Here is a 24345-nt window from a genome sequence, read left to right as displayed (position 1 = left end):
AACCTTAACGCCAGCAAGAATTTCCCGTGGGCGTAGACGTTTTACTGCCTAAGTTATCTATGCTCAAGGTAAGGCATGTAGTGTCTTGCACTTGTGTACTAATAGCGGTCGCGGTTGCGGTATAACACGCATTGGTACCACAGGCGCCATTCGCTACTGAAATCGTATAGTAACCATTTTCCGTTGTAATAGTCGCCTCCACAGGAATAAACGGCTTTGCATTTGTCGAATATCGATTCGTTTGAGAATACAGAACCTCTTGGTTTTGCGCGGCCTCTATCAGCGCTTCAATCCCTTCTGCACGATTTGTTTTTAGTACACTGCCACGATACGCCGGTATTGCGATACTGCTGAGTACACCAATAATAACGAGTACGATCATAAGTTCAGTAATGGTGAAGCCTTTTTCGGAATTCATACAAGCGTCCTTAATGGCTAAGTATTTTTTCTGCATCGTCTTTCGAGACTTGCAAGTCAATCGTTTTAATTGTTCGTTTACCGATTGCTTCGGTATCCAGCTGGTAACGAACGACATGCCCAGGCCTTAGGCTATCGAGACTGATCTTTACGTGACCGATCATAATTAGCGCGTCGCCGGTTATGCGGTATTCGCTCCCGTCAATAACAATTTTTTCGCCCTCTTGCTGCACCATTTCAACGGTGCCCGTAAAAATACTTTGCGCCCATGCGGTGCTCGACACCGCGATGATTAGGGTTAGCAGTAATCGTTTCATTGTTATCACTCCAGCTCTCGCCATGATTGTCTACCAATATTCTGCGCGCCCGTACTTTCGGAAAAGTTGGATATCGCACCGGTTGAACCACTTAAATACTTCACTTCTCGGTTTTTATCTCGCAATATGCCGGGCGTACTAATGATACCCTCGTCCGATTGAATGCCCGATGCTGGTACATCAGGAATACTTTCAACGCCATAGGTGTAATCCAGCTCACTGAAAATGCCATCGCCATTGAGATCGAACGGTGTTTCATCTAAGCGGCTTCCGTCTCGCGCGTCTAACTCCATTAGCCAACTGGTGCCGCCGGGAGTACACGGGGTATCACTGGGTAAGTTTGTTGGAAAAATAATACGTCCGTTGCGCAGTATTGCTTCCGACACTTGTCGTTCGCCTTGGTTGTCTACAGGTGAGTTATTCCGATTCACTAAATCGATACGCCAGCCTTCGTGTGTTTGCCAATCAATGGTCTCATCGCTCGTAATGCGCAAGTTGTACGTATTGCCTTCAAGTGTGGTCGAGAATTCATAATCAATTGTTTGTAATAAAAGATCGCTCGATATCACAGGTAAACCCGTTGCGACTGACTCGTTCTGGTCCCAGATACCGTAGAAGCTTTGGTCTGGTTCACCCAGTGAATTATTATCGTCAGTCTCGATATATTTTCCTGTACCGAAATATATCATTTGACCATCTTCGTCTGGATGCAAGCCAACGGCTGGCCGCGTGGTTATCGCTTGACCGGTTGCTGTTGCAAATAACGGCTTTTTCGTAGTCCCGCTCACCCACGCAACATCCCAGTTTGTGCTGTTTGTATCGGTTACATCAAATTTCCACATATTGCCGTATAGATCTCCGGCATAAATGTAATCGACAACATAATCGTTATCCACATCGACTAACGCCGGCGTAGCCATACCATTGGGCGTGGTAGCACTGCCTACGCCCGTATCAATTTTTTTAATAACGGCACCCGTACCAAGATCAACAATGTACAGCACTGAATTCCCTGTTGTGCTCGCGGCGCCGTCGGCTTCAGTATTGTTGTACCCATTACCAAATACCGCTACCCACTTGCCATTTGCCATTTTGGCAATAGACGGCTCGCTATAGGAATAGCCCATATCTGCATCATCGGTGTCATCAAATTCCCACAAAAATATGGAGGCGGCGTTCGCTTCGCTAAACCCGGCTGGGTTGGTCACATCAAGACCAAATACCCCTTGGCCACCACGCCCAAGAGCGCCCGCCAATACGGTGTGCCAGCTCCCGGAAAAATGCGCGTCGACTATCGTAGGCGCCGCATTCACAAAAAACTTATGGAAATAGGCCGGATCGGTTAGCGCGTGTAATTCCCCTAGTATCGTTGACGGTACATAAGACATTAGCTCTTTGCCGTTGGCAGCATCGAACGCGTGTAACATCCCGTCGTTTGCGCCCACGTACACCATCGCTTTTCGATTTTCGTGGGTTTTACGAAATGACGAATAGCTTGAAGACTCCAGTGTCTCTGGATAGAAAAAGCTTGGTTGTGACACATATTTAGGGTCCGAATCGACAATATCACCCAATACGGACGATCGTGGCCGAAAATCGCCGGCCGAAACGCCTTCGTTACTTCTATCACCTCGGAGATAATTAATAAGTGATTCGCCAAAGGCCTGGTTTGCACTTTTTTCTGTTGTGTCTCCAGTCGCCAACGAATAGGGCGCATCTACCAATAATTCGCTTAACTGCGCATGGGTAAAATCAGATGCGCTTAGCGTTGCGTAATCACTGGGAAAACGAAACGTGATACCGGTAGTGCCATTGTTAGAAATAATTGCGCGACCAGTATCAAAATTTAATCCATCGAGCACAGTACCAGCCTGCCAATTGGGGTTCAAAATATCGACACTGTCATCGGCCTTTAACGGAAAAGAATATAATCGCCCAGACCAATCACCGCTGTTAAACTGCGCCTGAAAGACAGCGGTACTAGAGGAGATTTGGCCGGTACTGGTGGCGACAGAAGCCGACGCAGCATCTCGGCTAGAAATTTCACTTAAAGCCGCAGTAAGGCTGGACAACACTTCTTCCGGCGTTTGAGCGGCAACATATTCACCGCGACTATTGTAAGCGGCATGCCAAAGATCATCGATTTTTCCGGAATTATAACTGGCGGGGTTATCACCCCACGTATTCGATTCCGTTAACACGGGGTTTGGCCATCCATCTTCTGGGGAGTCTGTGTCCACTAAGTCACCCGTTACACCAAACGCAACAGGAAAGGTTACCATGTGCTGATATTCAGCAGGGTCGGCAACATTAGGCACAACATTATCGCTTAAGTTTGTATCCAAATCGTGGTCGTAATAATAACGGGCAACATCTGCAACTGTAATTTTTCGGCCATCCCCGTCTCGGTCATCAATCGTAGAAGAAGGGCTATAACCATTCCAATAACCGTCGGTAAATAATACCGTAAAATTCTGCTGGCAACTCTGAATGATGGGGTCGGCTTTACCCGATAAATTTCCTGAAATATATTCACCGGCTTTTTCTAAACCTTTGCGTAGAGGTGTGCCTCGGGCAGGCCAGTTAAAGCTATAGAGGTCGTTCAATAGATCTTGATTATAGCCACTGTATTTGGTGACATCGGCGGGAGGTACTTCGTTAAATAATGTGCTCGACTCATTGATAACCGTTTGCCCAAAGCGAAAGGAGGGCGATCCACTAACAACGGCACCTACCGCGCCCTTAACCACATACGAACGTCGTCGCGAATAGGAGTACCAATTTGCGATATTCTGTTGGATTTTAGCGGTAGTTAAAGCCGGTGTAACATTAGGGTCTGTACTCGTGCCGCTAAAGGAACCCGAAGCAACAATATTTTCAGACATTGATCCCGAGCTAGCATTTATCGTCCACTCGACTTTTTCCCACTCGACACTTCCCGCCTTAACGGTATATTTATAGTAGTTATCCCAAAGGTCCACCCAGCCATTGGCGCCAGTGGTTCGATTGATATTGGACCCACGTTTAGGGTAATCGTCATCGTCGTCAAAACCATGAGAATCTTCCCAGATGTAGTACACAAAATCTTCGAGGTTTTGGGTGTCGGTATAACCGTAGGTTTGGCCCCTTGCAGACTGCGCAGGAATGGCTACTTGAGAGTTCGTCTCCGCTTGCGCCGAGACCGCAGCAACAGCAGGTTGTGGATCACTTCTAGCGGCAGTAAAACTCGCATCAGTTAACCCTGTACCCGCCCACGGGCTGTAAGTTACGGTTGGGTTGTAATAAACAACATTAAAGCTCGACGACCCTCCACGCCAATCGTTAGAAAATACATCGGTAAAACCACAATCTTTTACGTTATAGGAGTAATCATAAAAGCCACACCCCGTTGCGTAAGCGTTGTCACTTGCATCAAACATGTAGTAGTAAGAGCGAAAGCTGCCATTACCATAAGATCGCCACAATCCATCGTTACGGATGCTTGTTGAACAATTATAATCACCCGTTGAGCCAGGTGAATCGCGGTCGTATTGGCATGAGTGATAATAAGGAATTGTTAATATAGTCCAGTCCATTGACCCCGAGTCGTCTAGTTCGAAAAACACATTGGGGTCCGTACTAATGCCAAGAAATAATGGTTCATCAGCCAATTCCAGTTCTGCCGCTACTACAGTAGAAGCCGCGCCATAAAGCACCATACTACCCGTAACGAAGCTAACTAAAACACGATTAAAACTGTTCATAATTTACCATCCCGCACCGCTAATATTCGATGCATAATTTTGAAAGTGCCACACGGCCTTTCTAATCGAAACGTTTAATAAAAGTTGAGCGTAAATGCACCTTTGTATCGGCACTACCACCATGCCCGCGAGATGTCACTTGGTAATAATATTTACCTTGTTTGTTCTCACCAGAACCAATAATTAAATTTTCACCACTTTGAACAAAAGCCCGCTCTTCCACCAAATAACGCGGCGCCGCATATTGCATACTGTTAGTATCCGAGGCGGTACTTTTATCTACCCACCATTCAGCGGTATTTGTCTTCCACCATTTTCCTGAGCCCAACGTCCCTAACAACCACATATCGTAGGTACCTGCACTACTGGGTGTGGGATAATCGAGCATAGCGTCTAACCAGTTTTCCGCTGTTTTTAATGCCGATTCGCCAGCCTCAAACGCTATATGTCGATCACGTAAATTGGCCGTCATTTTCTCTTCTACCAATGAAGTTTTAACCGCAGAAACGCCCACAATAAACAATACAAATAGAAATATAAGCGTGACTGCTAGCGTTACGCCTTGTTGATTCGAGTGTAATGGAGGTGTCATCATCATTAGCTTCCTAGAGTACGGTTTCGCAACGTGATTGTTCTGGAAAACACACGGCGCAAACGATTATCGGAGGCAGACGGATTACCTTCCTGGCCGTCGTAGTTCACACCGTTAAAAACATAAGGCAGAACGCCGCTAGCCAGATTGTCGTCCACGCTTTGCAGTAAAAGGGTTACGCGAACACTCACCACATTTCGCCAGTCGCTAACGTTGTTTGCTGTAACGTAGGCGTCTGCACTTTTGAAATTGTCATCATCCAAATTCTCGCCATACAAAATTTGTAAACTTTCTACGCCCTGTACGACTTCTTGCATTTCGCCGATACCGCCACCGTCTGGGTCGAGCTCTGCCCGAAATAGCGAGGGAGGATTTATCGCGAGGTTGTTCTGTTTACTAACCAAGTAAGCCGTACCTCGCAGCGCGGTTACGGTGGGGTTTTGAAGCGCCTTCGTTTCAATAGCGATGGCCGCGTTATTGCCGGGTGAACAACTGGTATTTAACGTGACCGTTTTTGTGGTACCAGAGGTTGAAACGGCACACGCTTGTACGATGTCGACACTTTCACAATCACTTAACATCAGGATGGCATCGTCATCAATGTCGTCGTCGACCGATACCGTAAACGTATTGGGCGTACCGACAACCAAATTATTCACCAGAATATCGCTCTCGCCCGCACCCCATACGCGAATAATATCTGAATTGGGTACCACACTAAGTTCATCTAAACTATTACCGCCGCTGGTTGTCCAGTCACCATTGGTGGTTCTAACTAGTGCTGTAGACGTTAGAATGTTATCGATCGCTTTTCCTGGTTCAGTATCCTTCGCCTCCCAGCCTTGTATGCCTTGTTCTGGCTGAAATGACGCAGGATACGTAGTGACCAGCGTATTGTTTAATTCCTCGTTTGTACTAAAGCAACCGGTAAAGCCCGACATTCGAATATCGTGTTCAATAATATCTAACGCCACTCGGCCAGATTCCTGTAACGTGGAAAAAGACGTTAACTGACGAGACGTTTGTAGTTGGTCTACGTAAACCACTACACTGCCCGATAAAATGATCGCACCAATGGCCATCGATACCAGTAATTCGATAAGCGTTAAACCTGTGGTTTTAACGCCACCAAACGTCTGTAAAGTACAAGATTTTTTCACTCTAAATGCTGAATGTAATGGCATAGCGCTGATCGACCTCCCCGTCTTTTGGAATGGCATCCCACCAGATTTTTATAACGAGTTCGCTTCCTGCACCGTCGCACGCTGGTGACGCCAAATTGTCCCCGTCATCGGGTGACGAATCGACACACACTATGCCTTCGCCTATCGGCAAGACTAACGCCAATTCGGATGACCATTCGAAACTATCGTGACTCGCCATTTGTGCCGCCGTACAGCCGGCACCTAAACAATTGGCGTTATAACTACTGTTGGGCCTATTGTAATTACCGGCCTCAAAACCCGCAGTATTTGAACGAACACGGCTGGTCATGTCTTGCGCTAACGATACCGCTTGCGTACGCAAATACGCGGCGTGATTATTATCCACACCTTTTTTCTGAATGGATGCAATACCCAATAGCCCTGCGGCCAGAACAATAAATGAAATTAAAATTTCCACCATTGAAAAACCACATTGTTTTTGTAAGGAATAACGTCGTACCCCGATTAAGGACATGCCAGATTGCCTCCGCTTTCGCCGCTATTGTGAATACCATCTTCATCTGTATCGCGGGAACCGCGTACAAGCCCTCCTACATTCACTACTATAGAGCGCGTATTAAAATCGCCCGTATCTTCGTCGATACAAAATACAAATTCGGAGACATTGGTTTTACCACCACGACGATTAAAGGTTACCGTGTTATCGACTGTTATCGCTAAGCGCGCATTCATAGAAGACCCAACACGCGCGACCTCTTCACCGGCATCTAGATTGCCATCTTCGTCTGTGTCATAAAAAATTAGCCAGCCATCAACCCAATCGCCATCGTTACATTCCCGAGGGCTACTCTCTTCATCGCTAGGGCAAATGGAGACAGAGGTAGAACGCGTTATTGCCGAGCTTCGCGCATACGCAAGATCGGAGGCCAATTCCGTTACGCCTGCACGCACTATCGATTTTGCCGACGTGTCCATAAAACCCGGTGTTGCTACGACCAGCAACATCGCGGCAATGGCAAGCACTACCATAAGTTCAACAAGACTAAAACCAAGGCTTTTATTAACCGGTATAAGCGACCGACGTTGACCTGTTGTTTTTTCCATACGTAAATTTGCCTACAAAGAACAGTTCTCGTTAATTCCTAGTAATGACATTAGCAACGCGGCACACACTCTGCCAAAGGCTTAGGACTAACGGTAAGATATTGGTGTATACGGCGATGACGCTTACAACGTTAGAGGTTTAGGCGGAGCTATAACGAGTCGATAAAACTCAATCGCATAAACACGTTTTTTTTGATATAAAAACTGAAACAATAGACGGACGTGGTTCGACATAAAACTGTGATGTGGCCACTTTTTTTACACGCTACTGGGGTATTGACGACACAACCATAGCCATATCAGCGATAGAAAGTACGATAAGCGGTTTGTATTTGAGAATAGGCGTGCGAAATAAATAGCAACTTACACACGTTTGAGGGCGAAAAAGGGAAGGAAAACCCGTGTTTTGGACCACGGCCGCACGAACGTCGGCAGGAGGCATTCGACATAAAACCCACAAAACCCGTCGTTTCCTATAACAACTACATATTCAACGGGCTGTGGTGAGTAACGCCATTCGGCGTTTTAAATGTGAAAAGGTTACGCTTCTAATAATTTTTGTAAGATATCTCTAGCGGTTATCACGCCCACTAATCTTTCTGACTCAGTGACAAATAAACGATGTAACTGACGCTCGACTAACACCTGACAAACATCGGCCAACGGCGTTGAAATATCAAGGCCTATCACTTCTGGTGTCATGATGGAATGAACCGTACAGTTTTCACTAGCACGTTCTTGCATATGACGAACATCGTCTTCCGAAAGCTCGCCACCATAGGGGCCACAATAAAATTGCGTGAGTCGTTCCACTTCTTTGGTATTTAAGCTGCGGCTACCAAACCGAACGACATCCGTTTGGGTAACAACACCGACAAGCTCATCATCGGCGGCAATAACCGGCGCCCCACTAATTCCATGCTTAACAAAAAATGCGGCAACTCGTTTAACAGACCAGCCTTCATAAACGGTTAATATGTTTCGAGACATTAAATCTGATAGTGTCCGTTCGTTTAACGCGTCGGCAATATGTGGTTGAGTCATTAGCTCTACTCCCATGTTCGACCTCCTGAATTCGCGGATTGACCGCAACTGTAAGATACCTATCTCTCTGGTTTATAACGTTATTATGCTTTTGTAAACGCTTTTTACACTTTCGCCAGTACCTGGTTCATTTGCAAGACTTTGTGAATCTTTTTACTTTTTTTGAGCAATTTATTGATATCGCCCAAGTTTGGCATGCTCTCATCGTCTAAACGATTCTGCCAATCATCAACCTCCAATTCCAGGTAGGCCAATAGTTTTTTCGGGCACCCGATACATATTTTTTGACACACCGCTGAATCCGGTGCGTCAAAGGGAAACGTACGACGAATATCCTCAAGTAATGCCGCCATAGCAACATCGGTACGCGGTTTACGCATGAAAAAATTGGCGATCCTTTTTTTCCTCAAACTCAAAGCCTTCTATCTCAGCATCGTCAATTAATGTTGTAATATACTGAGCAATGGCGGTATTACGGACTTTGGTATCGAGATAATCCCGAATTTTGTCCGCAACGAGATCATACGGCAACGGGCGCGGCGCTTCTTTGTGTGCGATAAACACAATATGCACACCATAACGGCTCTCAAGGGCTGACTCCACAAGCCCTTCACCACAACAAAACAGCTGTCGCTCGAACTCTGGTACCGTTTGCCCCTTACTGATCTGTCCTAGGGAGCCACCCAGCTCGGCCGACGGGCAACGCGAATATTGCTTCGCGAGTGCCGAAAACTGTCCAATATTGGATTTTAGTTCAGCAACAATATTGACCGCCATTTCATTCGCCTCCGATCGTGCCGCAGTATCATCTGGCGCACAGGCCAGTAAAATATGCTTTACCTCTAACAATGGTGGAGAGGCGAACTTCTTTTGGTTCTGTGTAAAGTAGTGTAAACAATCATCGTCGGTAGCCTTCGGCTGTACAACTTCGCGTTCAATTAGTGTCTCAACGAATTGTTCGTGCTCATCTACTGACAGGCCAATGGTCTTAGCGCGCTGCTTTAGCAATTCTGCAACTACCAGCGATTCCATCGCCAATACCATGGCCGTTTCTTGTGATTCTGCTTCATGGTATTGCATCTCTCTATAGATAGAGTCTTCCGAAATCGTCGTTAAATTGACTTTTATCATATGGCCAGCCTCAAGATGAGTGGTTGCGTGCTCTACGGTCGCCATTGTTTCTTGATGCCCTTGGCTGTGGTTATGCGAACAATTAGACATGACGGCCACGCTCCCGTACAACTTGATAGTGTCTGCCCAAATATTTCACCGGTACGCTCCAAATGTGTACAAGCCGAGAAAATGGAAAGGCCACAAATAGGGTCATACCCAAAAATATATGAAGCTTATAGATAATATGAACATGCTCTATTTGAGCCGTTGCGACGGTACTGTTAAACGTAACGATGTTTTGGGTCCAGCTCATGAGTTTTAACATTTCTTCGCCGTCCATGTGACCAGCAGACACAAAGATGGAGGTTAAACCGAGCAATAGTTGACAATACAACATCAATAAAATGGCGATGTCCATTTTGCCTGTGGTTGCCCGTATACGCTCATTGGTTAAACGTCGTACCAGTAATATGGTCATACCGTAAAGACAAATAACACCAAATACGCCCCCCATTCCCATTGCAACTTTTTGCTTAAACGGCGCCGACACACCTAACGTATGCCACACTTCATGCGGCGTGAGTAAGCCAACACAATGACCACCTAAAATCGCCAGTACACCGATATGAAACGGTAGACTACCTCGTCGTAACCATTTTTTTTCCAACAATTGGCTAGAGCTGGTTTTCCACGTGTATTGCTCGCGGTCATAACGTATTAAAGAACCCACTAAAAAAATGGTGAGCGCAATGTACGGGTAGATACCAAACAACAAATGGTTTAGATCATTCATTACGAATTCCTCTTACTTTGTGGCGCCTCGGCAACCGATGCAGGCTCATTAAAATCAACCCAATGCACGGGTACATCGATATCGGCCCGTTGGGATTCACTGGGCTTTCGCGTCGAATCGCAGCCCTCTTTTACAGATTCAGCACCAAAGGTAACCTCCTCTTCTTCCCACTCTTTATCTAAGGCTTCTTTACTGTCATCACGTTTTTCGCCGCCGACTATTTCCCGTACTTCACCTAGGTTCACTTCACTTTCGGCAATGCTCAACAGTATTTCGAACAAAACGCTGTAGTTACTTTCTCGCTTTTCCAAACGTGCCTGTAGCAACGCCAATACATGTTCTACGTCTTGCAACCAACCGCGCGCGTTTTCTTCGCCTTGCGTTGCTATAAACTCTAAGAACAGTGGTATGTAATCGGGTAGTTCATGTTGCGATATTTCTAAACCGGCTTGCTGATACTGATCCATTAAATCAACCATGGCCTGGCCACGATCACGGCTTTCACCGTGCACGTGCTCAAACAGCCACAAGCCAAGGGAGCGACCCCGTTCAAACAGGCCGTCGTATTCCGACTGCCAATCCAGCATGTTACTGTCTAGGCGCTCCCATAAAAATGCTTGCAGCCTATCTTTATATTCTTCCTTTATCGGTGCGCTTAAAATAATAGTGCTTATATCACTTTCTGCGTCGTAAAGAGCTTCGTCTGGGTAGTCCAATAAGCGTGAGATAACACATAAAATATCCATTAATCATCTCCATTCGATACGGCAATAATATTGCGATTCGTTTGTTTCTTACCACCAAACATATTGACACCCGTATCGCCATCGCTGCAGCCGTTACCAAAACTAAAGCCACAACTACTTTTCATACTATAAGCATCTTCGGCGTAGGCTTTGTGGCTAGCGGGAATAACAAAACGATCTTCGTAATTTGCAATGGCCATGTAACGATACATTTCTTCCACTTGCTCTTGTGTAATGCCCACCCTTTTTAGTACGGCTAAATCTTCTTCTCCCTCCACTTGTTGGGCGCGCTTATAGGTACGCATAGCCAACATGCGTTCTAACGCACTGATAACAGGCGCTTCATCCCCTGCCGTTAATAAGTTTGCCAAATAACGAATAGGAATACGCAACGATTTCAAATCGGGAATTACACCGCCTGTGCCTATCTTGCCTGCGGCGGCCGCATTCTGAATGGGCGACAATGGGGGGATGTACCACACCATTGGTAAGGTGCGATATTCGGGGTGAAGCGGCAGCGCGACTTTCCAGTCCATCGCCATTTTGTAAACGGGCGAGTTTTGTGCGGCTTCCAACCACGTGTCTGGAATGCCTTCTTTACGCGCTGCCGCTTGCACTTCTGGGTCGCTCGGGTCGAGGAAAATATCAAGCTGTGCCTGATACAAATCTTTATCCGATTCGGCACTGGCCGCTTCTTCAATTCGATCCGCGTCGTATAACAGCACACCTAGGTAGCGTATACGGCCCACACACGTTTCAGAGCAAACGGTTGGCTGGCCTGCTTCAATTCGGGGATAACAGAAAATACATTTTTCAGATTTTCCAGTATTCCAGTTGTAATAGATTTTCTTGTAAGGGCAGCCCGACACACACATGCGCCAGCCGCGACATTTATCCTGATCGATTAATACAATGCCATCTTCGTCACGCTTATAGATTGCCCCACTAGGGCAACTTGCCACACAGGTTGGGTTTAAGCAGTGCTCACATAAACGTGGCAAATACATCATAAAAGTTTTTTCGAATTCACCGTAAATTTCTTTTTCGGCCACCTCGTTAAAACATACATCCACTTTACGCTTTTCAAACTCGGTGCCCAGAATTTCTTCCCAGTTTGGCCCCCAATTAATTTTCTCCATGCGTTTGCCGGTTACCAGCGAGCGTGGACGAGCAACAGGCTGATGCTTACTTTCAGCCGCGGTATGCAGGTGCTCATAATCAAAATCAAACGGTTCGTAGTAGTCGTCAATTTCGGGGAGATCGGGGTTAGCAAAAATGTTGGCCAGTAAGCGTAGTTTGCCACCTTGCTTGGGCTCTAGCTTGCCATTATTTTTTCGAACCCAACCGCCGTTCCATTTCTCTTGGTTTTCCCATTCTTTCGGAAAACCAATACCTGGTTTGGTTTCTACATTATTGAACCAGGCGTATTCCATTCCGTCGCGGCTTGTCCACACGTTCTTACACGTGATAGAACACGTGTGACAGCCGATACATTTATCTAAATTCAGGACCATGCCGATTTGTGCACGTATTTTCATGTTATTTCTCCTCCTGTGCAGACTCTTCATCGAGCCAATCGACGTTGTCCATTTTACGGACAATAACAAATTCGTCTCGGTTACAACCCACCGTACCGTAATAGTTAAACCCGTAGGATTGTTGCGCGTAGCCACCAATCATATGAGTGGGTTTCATAATTGCGCGGGTAACCGAGTTGTGGATACCGCCTCGCGTTTGTGTTGTTTCGGCTCCTGGGGTGTTTACGATGCGTTCCTGTGCGTGGTACATCATGCTCATGCCTTCGGGCACTCGCTGGGACACCACCGCTCGCGCGGCAACTGCACCGTTTACATTAAACGCCTCTATCCAATCGTTATCTTCAATGCCGCCTTTCTTCGCATCGACTTCGCTCAGCCAGATAATGGGGCCACCGCGCGACAGCGTAAGCATTAATAAGTTGTCGGAATAGGTGGAGTGAATACCCCACTTCTGGTGTGGCGTAATCCAATTCAAGACCAACTCGTGATTGCCGTTTGGTTTTGCACCTAACATCGGCTGTACGGTTTTCATATTCACCGGTGGTTTATACAGGCATTGGGTTTCGCCAAAGTCGCGCATCCATTCGTGATCTTGATAAAACTGCTGACGGCCGGTCACGGTTCGCCAAGGGATACACTCATGTACGTTGGTATAACCGGCATTGTAAGACACGTGCTCATCTTCTAAACCGGACCACGTAGGCGAACTAATAATTTTTCTCGGTTGCGCCACAATATCGTGGAAGCGAATTTTTTCATCTTCTTTTGGCTTGGCTAAATGGGTGTGGTCTCGGCCGGTAATTTTCGAGAGCGCCGCCCATGCTTTTACAGCAACCTGGCCATTTGTTTCGGGGGCTAAACTTAAAATTACTTCGGCGGCATCAATCGCGGTCTCAATCTTTGGTCGCCCTTTATGTGCACCTTCTTCATTGTGTACATGGTTTAACTTGCCTAGAAAATCGACTTCATCGTCTGTATTCCAATTAATGCCTTTACCGCCGTTGCCTAATTTTTCAAGCATGGGTCCAAGCGAGGTAAATCGCTTATAGGTATTGGGGAAATCACGTTCAACCACGACCATGTTCGGTGCTGTTTTACCGGGAATAAAGTCACACTCACCTTTCCACCAGGCCTTAACACCATCGGGCTGTGCAAGTTCTGCAGGAGTATCGTGCTGAAGTGGCACTGTGACTAAGTCTTTTTCGACACCTAAGTGGCCATCACATAGTTCCGAGAATTTCTTGGCAATTCCTTTAAAAATATCCCAATCACTTCGTGATTCCCAAACAGGATCGACCGCTTTACTTAAGGGATGAATAAAGGGGTGCATGTCCGACGTATTCATATCGTCTTTTTCATACCAAGTGGCAGTAGGTAAAACGATATCGGAGTACAAGCACGTGGTAGACATACGGAAGTCGAGCGTGACCAATAAGTCCACCTTGCCTTCGGGCGCTTCGTCATGCCACTTCACATCTTCTGGTTTTTTATCGCCGCTCTCACCTAAATCTTTGCCCATCAAACCATGCTTAGTACCGAGCAAATGGCGCAACATATACTCGTGGCCCTTGCCGGATGAACCCAGTAAGTTGGAACGCCAGATAAACATATTGCGAGGATAGTTTTTGGGGTCATCGGGGTCTTCACAGGCAAATTTCAAATCACCATTTTTAATAAGATCACTGGCGTACACCTTGGGATCCATATTCATTTCAGCCGCTTTCGCACACAAATCCAACGGGTTGGTGTTTAATTGTGGCGCTGAAGGGAGCCAACCCATACGCTCGGCACGGGTGTTAAAATCTAGAATTGAGCCTGACCATTTTTCTTTGTTGGCCAACGGAGAAACCACTTCGGTCATTTCCAATTTTTCATAACGCCACTGGTCGGAGTGATTATAGAAGAACGAGGTACCGTTCATTTGGCGCGGTGGACGCTGCCAATCCAAGCCAAAGGCCAAGGGTAGCCAGCCGCACTGTGGCCGCAATTTTTCTTGCCCAACATAATGAGCCCAACCACCACCACTTTGGCCAATACAACCACACATCATCAGCATATTAATCACGCCGCGGTAGTTCATATCCATGTTGTACCAATGGTTCATTGCTGCACCAATAATAATCATGGAACGACCGCGCGTTTTGTCGGCATTATCACCAAATTCTTTGGCAATACGAATAATTTGTTCGCGTGGCACACCCGTAATTTTTTCTTGCCATGCAGGGGTGTATGGCGCGTCTTCGTCGTAGGATTTTGCGGTATTGGGGCAATTCAAGCCGTTATCAACGCCGTAGTTCGCTAACGTTAGGTCGTACACCGTGGCCACTAAGGCTTCACTGCCGTCGGCTAGTTTTACTTTTTTAACGGGTACTTTTCGCAATTGCACATCGTTGTGGTCGGTGCTCGCGAAATAATTAAATTCGTGTTCTTGACCACCAAAATAAGGGAAGGCGACATCGGCTACTTCGTCTGCAATCTCTTTTAACGAGGTGTGTAAATCCAACTCTTTGCCTGAGACGCCGTCACGTGGCTCGATATTCCATTTGCCACTTTCACCCCAACGATAACCAATAGAGCCAGTAGGCGATACGAGTTTGCCATCGGCATTGAGTGCAATTGTTTTCCATTCGGGGTTGTTTTCCTGACCGTGATTTTTCTTTAAATCACTTGCGCGTAAAAACGAGCCTTGCTGCAACCCTTGCTCTGAAGGCTCGAGTTTTACAAGGTAGGGGAAATCGGTTGTCGTTTTTACATACTCTTTAAAGTATGCACTAGGTTTTTCAACGTGGAATTCTTTTAGAATTACATGGCCCATGGCCATGGCCACAGCCGCATCGGTACCTTGTTTAGCGGGCACCCACTCATCGGTGAGTTTGGCAACTTCCGAATAATCAGGCGTTACGGAAACCGTTTTGGTCCCCTTGTAGCGCACTTCGGTAAAAAAGTGTGCATCGGGCGTACGGGTTTGGGGAACATTAGAACCCCACGCAATAATGTAACCCGAGTTGTACCAATCCGCCGATTCCGGTACATCTGTTTGCTCGCCCCATACTTGAGGGGAGGCGGGCGGCAAATCACAGTACCAATCATAGAAACTTAGGCAGTTACCACCAATCAACGATAAATAACGCGAACCCGCCGCATAGCTCACCATCGACATCGCAGGAATGGGTGAAAACCCTGTAATACGGTCTGGACCATATTCTTTCGCGGTGTATACGTTAGAGGCTGCAATAATTTCATTGACCTCTGCCCAGTTCGAACGCACTAAACCACCGAGGCCACGCTTGGTTTTATACTGTTTAGTCTTTTCAGGGTCCGACACAATGGACTCCCATGCCAACACTGGGTCGGGATGGGTTATTTTGGCTTCGCGCCACAACTGTAAGAGATGCTTACGGATTTTAGGGTATTTTAAGCGGTTGGCACTGTAGATATACCAGCTGAAACTGGCACCACGCGGGCAGCCTCTCGGCTCATGGTTTGGCAAATCCGGACGCGTTCGAGGATAGTCTGTCTGTTGCGTTTCCCACGTGACCAATCCATTTTTCACATAGATTTTCCAGCTACATGAACCAGTACAGTTCACGCCGTGGGTGGAACGAACAATTTTATCGTGCTGCCAACGCTTACGATAACCGTCTTCCCATTCTCGGTCTTCGTTGGTTGTTACACCGTGTCCATTGGAAAAGCTGGTTTTCTTAACATTAAAAAATCTCAGCTTGTCTAAAAAGTGGCTCATGATTGTGTTCCTCGACAACGCTTGTGTGCGGGCTTTGAAAATTCCGCGTGTACGGATATAACCGCCACTATAGGAACCTAACGCTGCACTCTATTGATCTAGATCAAGGCCGTTTTGGAGGTATCTATTCGTTCATTAAACTCTACCCATAAAGGGGTATACGGGTGTCGGTTAGATTGTTGATGGCATACAATGGAGCACTTCAACAGGTAGGCATGCGATGAATGAGTCTTTAAACGAGCGCCCTCCCACGCGTTTTAATCGGTCAGTAATGAGCTATATCACGCTCTCGCTTGCGGCTATTATCGGCATTACGCTCATTAGCATTTTTATTTCGTTCTGGGTGACAGAGCTGGCCGACAAAGATGCCCAGGCTATTAACCTTTCCGGTTCCATGCGAATGCAAACCTATCATATTGGTTTGGCGATGGAGCGCGGCCAGCCAGATCAAGCTATTAAGGCAATAGAGAAATTACACCATACGTGGAATCACTCTCTTTTCTCTCAACAACATGCGCTTCTCTTAGAGCCAAAATCCACACATAGCGCGCTCACCCGTTTTTTTAGCGTGGCCTACAGTAATTGGCTCTCTAATACTAAACCGGCATTAATAGCAATGCTCGATAGCACACCTAATATTGTCGACACCGAGCACCTGCTCGAAAACCAAGTCCTGTTAACCGACGCTCTGGTGACGCAGTTCCAAAAAGACGCCGAACGTAAGATTATGAACTTGCGCTCCTTTCAGCTTCTCGTTCTGCTCATAACGGTATTGGTGGGTAGCCTTATTTTCTACCTATTAAAACACCGTATTGAAAAGCCGTTAACCCAACTTACCGAAACCGCAGAAAAAATTGGCGAGGGTGATTATCAACAGCGTGTAGATGTTTCGGGCAACGATGAGCTGACGTTACTCGCCACAACGTTTAACCGAATGAGCGACTCTATCGCTGAGTCTTATAGCCAACTTGAAGAACGTGTAGAAGCGAGAACCAAAGAATTACAGCAAAATAATATAACGCTAGATTTTTTGTTTAACACGGCCCGCACAATACTTGAGTCGCCCAGCGATACCCTCGATTTTCATGCCATTATTGAAGATTTAGCTCAGGTATTAGGAGACCATCGTTTAGAACTTTGCCTGTTTACCGAACACGGTGGTCAACCTTATATGCAAGTGGGCTCTCATAACGATGATGGGGAACTCTGCGAGAAAAAGAACTGTTTTGATTGTCGTAATCCCGCCAATTTTAAACAACCCATCAATCTGCCGGGCGAAAAACGCATCCCCATCGTTATGGGTGACCGCCAATACGGTATTATCGATGTGCAATACACGGCTCTCCACAATATCCCGGAATGGCAGCACAGCCTCGTTCAATCCGTTGCGAACCAACTCGCTATTGCACTCTCTATGGCACAACAAAAAGACCGAGAAAACCGGTTTGTAATGTTGAGCGAACGCACCGTTATTGCGCGCGAACTTCACGATTCTCTCGCTCAATCGTTATCCTATTTACAAATACAGGTTACGCGGTTACAAAAGTCTCACGACAAAAATAAATTTGAATTACAACAACCCATTATTGATGAGCTACGCGAAGGGCTTTCGGCGGCCTATCGGCAACTGAGAGAACTTCTTACTACCTTCCGACTAAAGATGGACGACGGCGGGCTACATACGGCGCTGCAAAGTACCGTTACACAGCTAAGTGAACGTAGCGATATGAGCGTGCAACTCGATTACCGTTTAACCGATTTACCACTAACGCCGAGTGAAGAAATTCATTTACTGCAAATAGTGCGTGAAGCCGGTCAAAACGCAATTCATCACTCCAAGGGTGATAACGTCTTAATTCGTTTACAGCATAACCGTGATAAAAGCGTAACACTCCTCGTTGAAGACGACGGCGTGGGCATTCCCGATACACCCGAAAAGCTTAATCATTACGGGCTTGCGATTATGAATGAACGAAGTCGAAATCTTGGTGGCGCAATTGAGATACAACCGCGCAAAGAAGGAGGAACACGTGTCGGGTTTACATTTATTCCGAGTGTTCAACGCCTTTAATGACCTTACTATTTAAGAGAATATCTCCATTATGACAATACCCGTATTACAATTGGCGTTTAGGCCACTCTTTTTACTCGCGGCACTCTTTGCAGTAGTTGCCATGGCTATTTGGATAGTAGTCATAAAAGGCGTTATAGCGCTCTCCCCTTACGGTGGCCTTTTATTTTGGCACAGCCACGAATTACTCACAGGGTTTAGCTCTGCGGTACTGGCCGGTTTTCTTTTAACTGCGGTGCAAAACTGGACCAACGTACCGGGTATTCGTGGGCATAAGCTACTGTTACTCGTCTTGCTATGGATTGTCGCACGTCTATTAATGCTATTCCCCATAATTCCCTCTCTTCTTATCGCACTTGTCGACCTTAGTTTTTTAGCCCTCACAGCCTTTTATTTTTCTCAACCCCTGATTCAAACCAATAATCGTCGAAATTTAAAACTATTAGTTATTCTGGGATTATTAATTGCCGCCAACGCATTAAGCCATGCGGGTGTTATTGCTAACGACCCATCACTGGTACAAAAAGGCGTCGCGCTTTATGGCTGGCTTATGATCATAGTCATGACCGTCATAACGGGGCGAATATTGCCTATGTTTACCGCTAACGGAAGCGGTACTCCACGTGTTGAAAACTGGTTTGCCTTAGAAGTAAGCACCATAGTGTTAACCGCCGTCTGCGCGCTTCTATTTGGATTGAATTTAACCGCTATGTTACCCAAAGCAGCCTTGGTCGCCGTAGTGGGCCTTACAGCTTTAACGCATTTACTGCGTTGTTTACGCTGGCGCCCATGGGTAACGTGGCGCTTTCCCTTGCTTTGGTCGCTTCACTTCTCCTGCTTACTTATACCCACGGGGTTATTGGCGCTACTAATCTCACTATTATCACCTTCTTACTCTCAAGCAACGGCCCTACATTGGTTGTTTGCAGGCGCTATGGCCAATATGATTTTAGCGATGATGTCACGTATTGCATTAGGCCACACGGGCAGGCCCCTTAAACCAAAGCGCTTACTAAGCCTTGCCTATATTGCGTTAGCCTTTGCCGCAATCGTGCGCGGGCTTGGCATCTCAATGTGGGGGGCACACTATGAAATGAGCCTGACCCTCGCCGCAAGTGCATGGTGCCTATCATTTTTAATATTTTTGTTTGTGTATATACCCATTCTCACTTCCGCCCGCGCCGATGGAAAACCTGGGTAACGCCTTTTACCATAACATTCCGAGAAACGGACAACGCTATGAGTATACTCGATGTAACGTTAGAAAAATTAGCGGTAGAAATACCCGGTGCAACTGAAATTTTGTACCGTTTCAAACTCGACTATAAACAACATCACTCACTCCCCTTACGCGACGCGATAACCGAATACCGTGCCGACAAACAAAGCGTTATTGAGGAGTTTGAACGGCTAGAGATACGAGGAAAAATACGACCCGATTTTTCACAATACAGCGAAAAGGATCTCGTTCTTTATATCGTGACCCATTACCATAATGTTCATCGCAAGCAATTACCCGAACTTATTCGGCTAGCCAGTACAGTCGAAAAAGAGTGGGGCCACGACCCGCTATGTCCCGTAGGGTTATCGCAATGCATTAGAAATATACTGGAAGATACATTGGCGCACATGGACAAAGAAGAAAAAACCCTTTTCCCCATGATTATCCAATCTAACTGGGACATGGCCGCAAACTGTATGGCCATATTTCAATTCGAGCACGGCGAACATGTGCGCTCGCTGAAGAAGCTTCAACGCAGCGCCCACAACTTTCAATTGCCCACCAACGCCTGCAGCCACTGGAAAGCGCTCTACATGGGACTACAAGCGTTCATCACCACAATGCGCGACCATATTCACCTAGAAGACACCACCTTGTTTGCGCGAATGCCAGATTACTTGTCGCTCTCTAGTCGCTCTTAACGCCCAGACCCAGCGCACGAGTACCAACACATCTCAGCGCCTTTTATGCACTCAAAAAAAAAGCCCGCACAAAGGCGGGCCGAAGATTGTAGACTAAAGATAAATCACTACGGATTATAGAACTCGCCGTCCTTACGTAAATAAAACCACCAATTCACAAACACACACACGGCATAGAAGGCGGCAAAACCAAACAGCGCAACTTCAGGTGTTGTTGCTTTGATTTGCTCACCGAGCACCTTAGGTATATAGAATGCGCCATAGGCTGCTACAGCCGATGTCCAGCCTAATACAGGCCCCGCCTGTTCTTTCGGAAATACCATAGCGATGGTACGGAAAGTAGAACCGTTGCCAATGCCGGTTGCCGCGAACAACAATAAGAAGAGAACAAAGAACGCAACGAAATGCTCTTCGGGTGTAGACGAACCGTAGGCCGCCTTCATGTAGTAGGCAACACCAATAGAACACGCAACCATCGCAATAGAACAGATTTGAGTGACTAATGCCCCTCCCACCTTATCGGCAACCCATCCACCTAACGGACGAATGAGCGCGCCTATAAAGGGCCCCATCCACGCGTACATCAATGCACTAGGCCCATTAGGGTTAGCCGTATCGTGTGTCATAACCCCGTCAACCATGAGATGCTGATAACCAAATATGACTTTAATCGATAGCGGAAAAGAGGCCGCGAAGCCAATAAACGAGCCAAACGTCATCGTATAGATAACGCTCATAACCCACGTATTTTTATTGTTAAATATTTGATACTGACGGCTAAGATTGCTTTTAATCTGCCCGGGAATTTGCTTTAACAAAAATACCGTTGAGGCAATAACCAACACTAATACGATTTCTTTCGGCACCCCAAAACCAGAACCATTTGCCGATTCTGGTAATAATAACCATAGACCAAACGTGGCCGTCAGAAAACCAACCAACAACATACCGCTAATAATACCGAAACTGAAAACGGGGTTGGGTATTTGGGGCGATACATCGTTAGTACGTAAATTGTTCATCCCAAACCAACCAAAAAACGCGAGAGGTACTAACAGTAACAACCAAATAAAACCCGCGTTTTGTATCCAGGTTTCGGCGCCCGCTGGTATTTTACCAATGAGCGTACCGGAGGTATTCTGCAGCACCATCGACTCTCCACCCAACGAACCAAAGATACCAAAGGTCATTGCCAGAGGAACCAAAATTTGCATGGTGGTTACACCAAAATTACCTAAGCCCGCATTCAGCCCCAGCGCCAAACCCTGCTGTTTTTTCGGATAGAAAAAACTGATATTCGACATAGACGACGCAAAGTTTCCGCCACCAAAACCCGACAACAACGCCAACAACTGAAACACCCAAAGCGGCGTATTCTGATCACTTAAAGCAAGGCCAGCACCTAAAGCCGGAATCATTAACAATGCCGTTGTAAAAAATATGGTGTTTCGACCGCCCGTTAAACGAATAAAAAAGCTACTGGGAATACGCAGAGTTGCCCCTGTTAGCCCCGCAATGGCCATTAATGTAAATAATTCCGACTTCGCAAATGGGAAACCAAGATTCAACATTTGTACCGTTATAATGCCCCAATAGAGCCACACGGCGAAGCCGCACAGTAAACTAGGAATCGAGATCCAAAGGTTACGCGACGCAATTTTTTTACCCGTACTTTCCCAAAATTCTGTGTTCTCGGGATCCCATTCATGAATATCTGCACCACCGGCTTTTGGTTTTCCTCCAACCGATCCGGTTTTGTCGTCGACTACTGATTGAACCATCTTGCTCTCCCATACCGAAATTAACCGGCAGTTAAAAAAATGACGGCTGTACTATGGAAAAGATTGCAGTCGCGAACAAGGCGCGCCAAGAGGTAGAGAATAAAGGCCACGCGGCAAAAGCCTATACCCCCAAAGAGGTATCACCGTAGAGATACGCTGATTCAACCGCTATACGTGCGCATCATAAATGGGTACGGACACCAATGGCCCGACAATATCCTTACGAAAATAGCTGATATAGATCAAATGCCTGCTGGGTGTCACACCTGTTATTCGTTATAATTCCACTTTCTCTTGCCACGACAGTTTCGCCCTTTCAGCGCAAAATAAGGCTAACACCATGACAGAAAACGCCGCGACCATATTACTTGTCGACGACCATCCCCTACTCCGAAAAGGCCTAGCGCAATTAATCGAGTTCGAAGATGAATTAGTTGTTATTGGCGAAGCCAGCAATGGTAAAGATGCAATTGCGATAGCGGTAGAAAAAGATCCCGACCTCATTGTGTTAGATTTAAATATGCAAGGTATGGACGGTATAGAAACGCTACGGGGCCTAAGGGAAGCTGATGTAAGCTCTCGCATTATTATGCTCACCGTTTCCGATAACGACGAAGATGTTGTAAGTGCAATTACGCACGGCGCAGATGGCTACCTGCTAAAAGACATGGATCCCGAACAAATTCTTGAAAACTTAAAAGAAGCCGCACTGGGAAAAATGGTTATCAGCCAGAAACTCACCCATATTTTGGCTGGCGCCATTAGAGGCGAAGGTAGCGATAGGCCCAATCTACTGGCAAAATTAACCAGCCGTGAACATGAAATTTTAAAGTATATTGCGAAGGGTTTAAGTAATAAACTTATTGCACGAGAACTGGACATATCGGACGGCACCGTTAAAGTACACGTTAAACATATCTTAAAAAAATTAAACTTGCGTTCTCGCGTTGAGGCCGCAGTATGGATGGTCAATCAAAAATGAGGCTTTCAAAATGAGCTGTTGTGACGCACCAGGATTATTGCCATTAGAGCAAGCTTTAACGATGCTGCAAGAAGCGCCCATCGCTACGCTCGATATAGAGACCATTCCTCTTGAAGAATCGCTTAACCGAATACTGGGCCGCGCACTTATTTCGCCTCACAATATTCCTAATTACGATAATTCAGCAATGGATGGTTACGCACTCAACATTACTACAGCACAACATCATGATACCTATGTAATAGCGGGAAAATCGTTTGCAGGCGCACCTTACGAAGCGGTTGTTGGCGAGGGCCAGTGCATTCGAATTATGACCGGCGCGAAAATTCCTACGGGTTGTAACAGCGTGGTTATGCAAGAAAACACTGTCGTGCACGGCGGTGCTATCACGCTAACGCAGCAGGCAAAGGCCGGCGATAATATTCGTAAAGCCGGTAACGACATTCAAAAAGATACCTTACTACTTAACGAGGGAAAACGGCTAGGCCCTATCGATATAGGCTTATTAGCAACATTAGGCCAAGCAAAGGTCGCCGTGTACCGAAAAGTTCGAGTCGGCCTATTTTCGACCGGCGACGAGATTACACCACTGGGTTCACCGTTAAAAGACGGCTTTATTTACGATAGCAATCGCTACCTTTTACACGCCGCATTACAACGATTAGATATCGAAATTAAAAACTACGGCAACTTACCGGATGATCCCGCGATTATTGAAAGCACTTTTATTCAAGCTGCTCTTGAGTGCGACGCCATTATTTCCTCTGGAGGTGTTTCCGTTGGCGATGCCGATTTTACACGGGATGTACTGCAAAAGCTGGGCGACATCACTTTTTATACGTTAGCCATGAAACCCGGCAAGCCCTTTGCGTTTGGCACTATTACCACACCAGCCAACCCCTCACAGGTTGCTACCTTTTTTGGGCTTCCCGGGAACCCTGTTTCCGCCGCGGTAACCTTTCATCAACTCGCGCTGCCGACCATACGCCGCATGGGTGGCGAAAACGTTACCGTTATGCCAATTTTACATTTACCGTGTGATACCCCGTTACGAAAAAGCCCCGGTAGAGTTGACTTCCAGCGGGCAAATTTACACACCCAATCAGACGGCACTCTTTCGGTGACAACAACCGGCACACAAAGCTCTGGCGCACTCTCGTCACTGTCAAAAGCAGACTGTTACATAAGGTTAGAACAAGACCGAGGCAACGTTGCTGCGGGAGAAATGGTAGACGTTATTCCACTGGATAATTTTCTGCGATAGGCACACGCG

20 protein-coding genes are annotated in these 24345 nt (G+C 46.5%); 5 read left to right on the top strand and 15 right to left on the bottom strand.

The genetic code is table 11. The features are described 5' to 3' along the window. Positions 1-4: 4 nt before the first annotated feature. The 14 genes from H5647_RS08795 to H5647_RS08730 form a co-directional block, all read right to left on the bottom strand. Positions 5-418 carry a type IV pilin protein gene (locus H5647_RS08795; RefSeq protein WP_045857944.1) on the bottom strand — a complete coding sequence of 138 codons (414 nt, stop codon included), beginning with the start codon at positions 416-418 and terminating at the stop codon, positions 5-7. Positions 419-428: 10 nt separating this feature from the next. Beyond that, entirely contained in the window at positions 429-734 is a 306-nt protein-coding gene (locus H5647_RS08790) for a hypothetical protein (RefSeq protein ID WP_045857943.1), read from the bottom strand. Between the two features lie 5 nt (positions 735-739). Beyond that, complete coding sequence (locus H5647_RS08785; RefSeq protein WP_052691956.1) at positions 740-4477, bottom strand: pilus assembly protein; 3738 nt, start codon at positions 4475-4477, stop codon at positions 740-742. 61 nt (positions 4478-4538) lie between these two features. Beyond that, positions 4539-5075: a pilus assembly PilX family protein gene (locus H5647_RS08780; RefSeq protein WP_236074845.1), complete on the bottom strand. Its 537-nt coding sequence runs from the start codon at positions 5073-5075 to the stop codon at positions 4539-4541. Next, entirely contained in the window at positions 5075-6253 is a 1179-nt protein-coding gene (locus tag H5647_RS08775) for a PilW family protein (RefSeq protein WP_082087011.1), read from the bottom strand. The genes H5647_RS08780 and H5647_RS08775 overlap by 1 nt, the downstream gene beginning before the upstream one ends. Beyond that, the gene (gene pilV / locus H5647_RS08770) at positions 6231-6749 is read right to left on the bottom strand and encodes a type IV pilus modification protein PilV (protein WP_045857941.1); all 519 of its coding nucleotides are present in this window, start codon (positions 6747-6749) and stop codon (positions 6231-6233) included. Before pilV ends, H5647_RS08775 begins: the two co-directional genes overlap by 23 nt. Beyond that, positions 6740-7339: a GspH/FimT family pseudopilin gene (locus tag H5647_RS08765; protein ID WP_045857939.1), complete on the bottom strand. Its 600-nt coding sequence runs from the start codon at positions 7337-7339 to the stop codon at positions 6740-6742. Before H5647_RS08765 ends, pilV begins: the two co-directional genes overlap by 10 nt. A 540-nt stretch (positions 7340-7879) precedes the next feature. Continuing rightward, positions 7880-8398 (bottom strand): CBS domain-containing protein, encoded by a 519-nt coding sequence (locus H5647_RS08760; protein WP_052691955.1) that lies wholly within the window; start codon positions 8396-8398, stop codon positions 7880-7882. An 89-nt stretch (positions 8399-8487) separates the two neighbouring features. After that, a complete protein-coding gene (locus tag H5647_RS08755) occupies positions 8488-8763 on the bottom strand; it encodes a hypothetical protein (protein ID WP_045857936.1) in 276 nt (91 codons plus the stop codon). After that, complete coding sequence (locus tag H5647_RS08750) at positions 8756-9604, bottom strand: peptidylprolyl isomerase (protein ID WP_236074844.1); 849 nt, start codon at positions 9602-9604, stop codon at positions 8756-8758. The genes H5647_RS08755 and H5647_RS08750 overlap by 8 nt, the downstream gene beginning before the upstream one ends. After that, entirely contained in the window at positions 9597-10289 is a 693-nt protein-coding gene (gene narI / locus H5647_RS08745) for a respiratory nitrate reductase subunit gamma (protein ID WP_045857934.1), read from the bottom strand. Before narI ends, H5647_RS08750 begins: the two co-directional genes overlap by 8 nt. Then, on the bottom strand, positions 10289-11035 hold the full coding sequence (narJ, locus tag H5647_RS08740) for a nitrate reductase molybdenum cofactor assembly chaperone (RefSeq protein ID WP_045857933.1): 747 nt from the start codon (positions 11033-11035) through the stop codon (positions 10289-10291). Before narJ ends, narI begins: the two co-directional genes overlap by 1 nt. Beyond that, complete coding sequence (narH, locus tag H5647_RS08735) at positions 11035-12573, bottom strand: nitrate reductase subunit beta (RefSeq protein ID WP_045857932.1); 1539 nt, start codon at positions 12571-12573, stop codon at positions 11035-11037. The genes narJ and narH overlap by 1 nt, the downstream gene beginning before the upstream one ends. 1 nt (position 12574) lies before the next feature. Beyond that, positions 12575-16315, bottom strand: a complete 3741-nt coding sequence (locus H5647_RS08730) for a nitrate reductase subunit alpha (RefSeq protein ID WP_045857927.1) — start codon at positions 16313-16315, stop codon at positions 12575-12577. Between the two features lie 220 nt (positions 16316-16535). Between H5647_RS08730 and H5647_RS08725 the strand changes: the two genes are divergently transcribed. From H5647_RS08725 to H5647_RS08715, 3 genes are read left to right on the top strand one after another with little or no spacing between them, the layout of a single operon-like run. Then, entirely contained in the window at positions 16536-18386 is a 1851-nt protein-coding gene (locus H5647_RS08725) for a HAMP domain-containing protein (RefSeq protein ID WP_045857924.1), read from the top strand. Between the two features lie 31 nt (positions 18387-18417). Continuing rightward, a complete protein-coding gene (locus H5647_RS08720) occupies positions 18418-19587 on the top strand; it encodes an NnrS family protein (RefSeq protein WP_045857922.1) in 1170 nt (389 codons plus the stop codon). A gap of 38 nt (positions 19588-19625) precedes the next feature. Continuing rightward, a complete protein-coding gene (locus H5647_RS08715; protein ID WP_045857920.1) occupies positions 19626-20309 on the top strand; it encodes a hemerythrin domain-containing protein in 684 nt (227 codons plus the stop codon). Between the two features lie 107 nt (positions 20310-20416). Here the strand turns inward: H5647_RS08715 and H5647_RS08710 are convergent, their stop codons facing one another. Beyond that, complete coding sequence (locus H5647_RS08710) at positions 20417-22090, bottom strand: MFS transporter (RefSeq protein WP_082087009.1); 1674 nt, start codon at positions 22088-22090, stop codon at positions 20417-20419. Positions 22091-22430: 340 nt separating this feature from the next. Between H5647_RS08710 and narL the strand changes: the two genes are divergently transcribed. Together narL and moeA are read left to right on the top strand one after the other, a co-directional pair. Continuing rightward, on the top strand, positions 22431-23072 hold the full coding sequence (gene narL / locus H5647_RS08705) for a two-component system response regulator NarL (protein ID WP_045857919.1): 642 nt from the start codon (positions 22431-22433) through the stop codon (positions 23070-23072). 10 nt (positions 23073-23082) lie between these two features. Beyond that, the gene (gene moeA, locus H5647_RS08700) at positions 23083-24336 is read left to right on the top strand and encodes a molybdopterin molybdotransferase MoeA (protein ID WP_045857917.1); all 1254 of its coding nucleotides are present in this window, start codon (positions 23083-23085) and stop codon (positions 24334-24336) included. Positions 24337-24345 lie beyond the last annotated feature (9 nt).

It is taken from the genome of Teredinibacter purpureus, assembly GCF_014217335.1.
In the GTDB taxonomy this organism is placed as follows: Bacteria; Pseudomonadota; Gammaproteobacteria; order Pseudomonadales; family Cellvibrionaceae; genus Teredinibacter; species Teredinibacter purpureus.
This window is presented reverse-complemented; position numbering and strand designations above follow the sequence as displayed.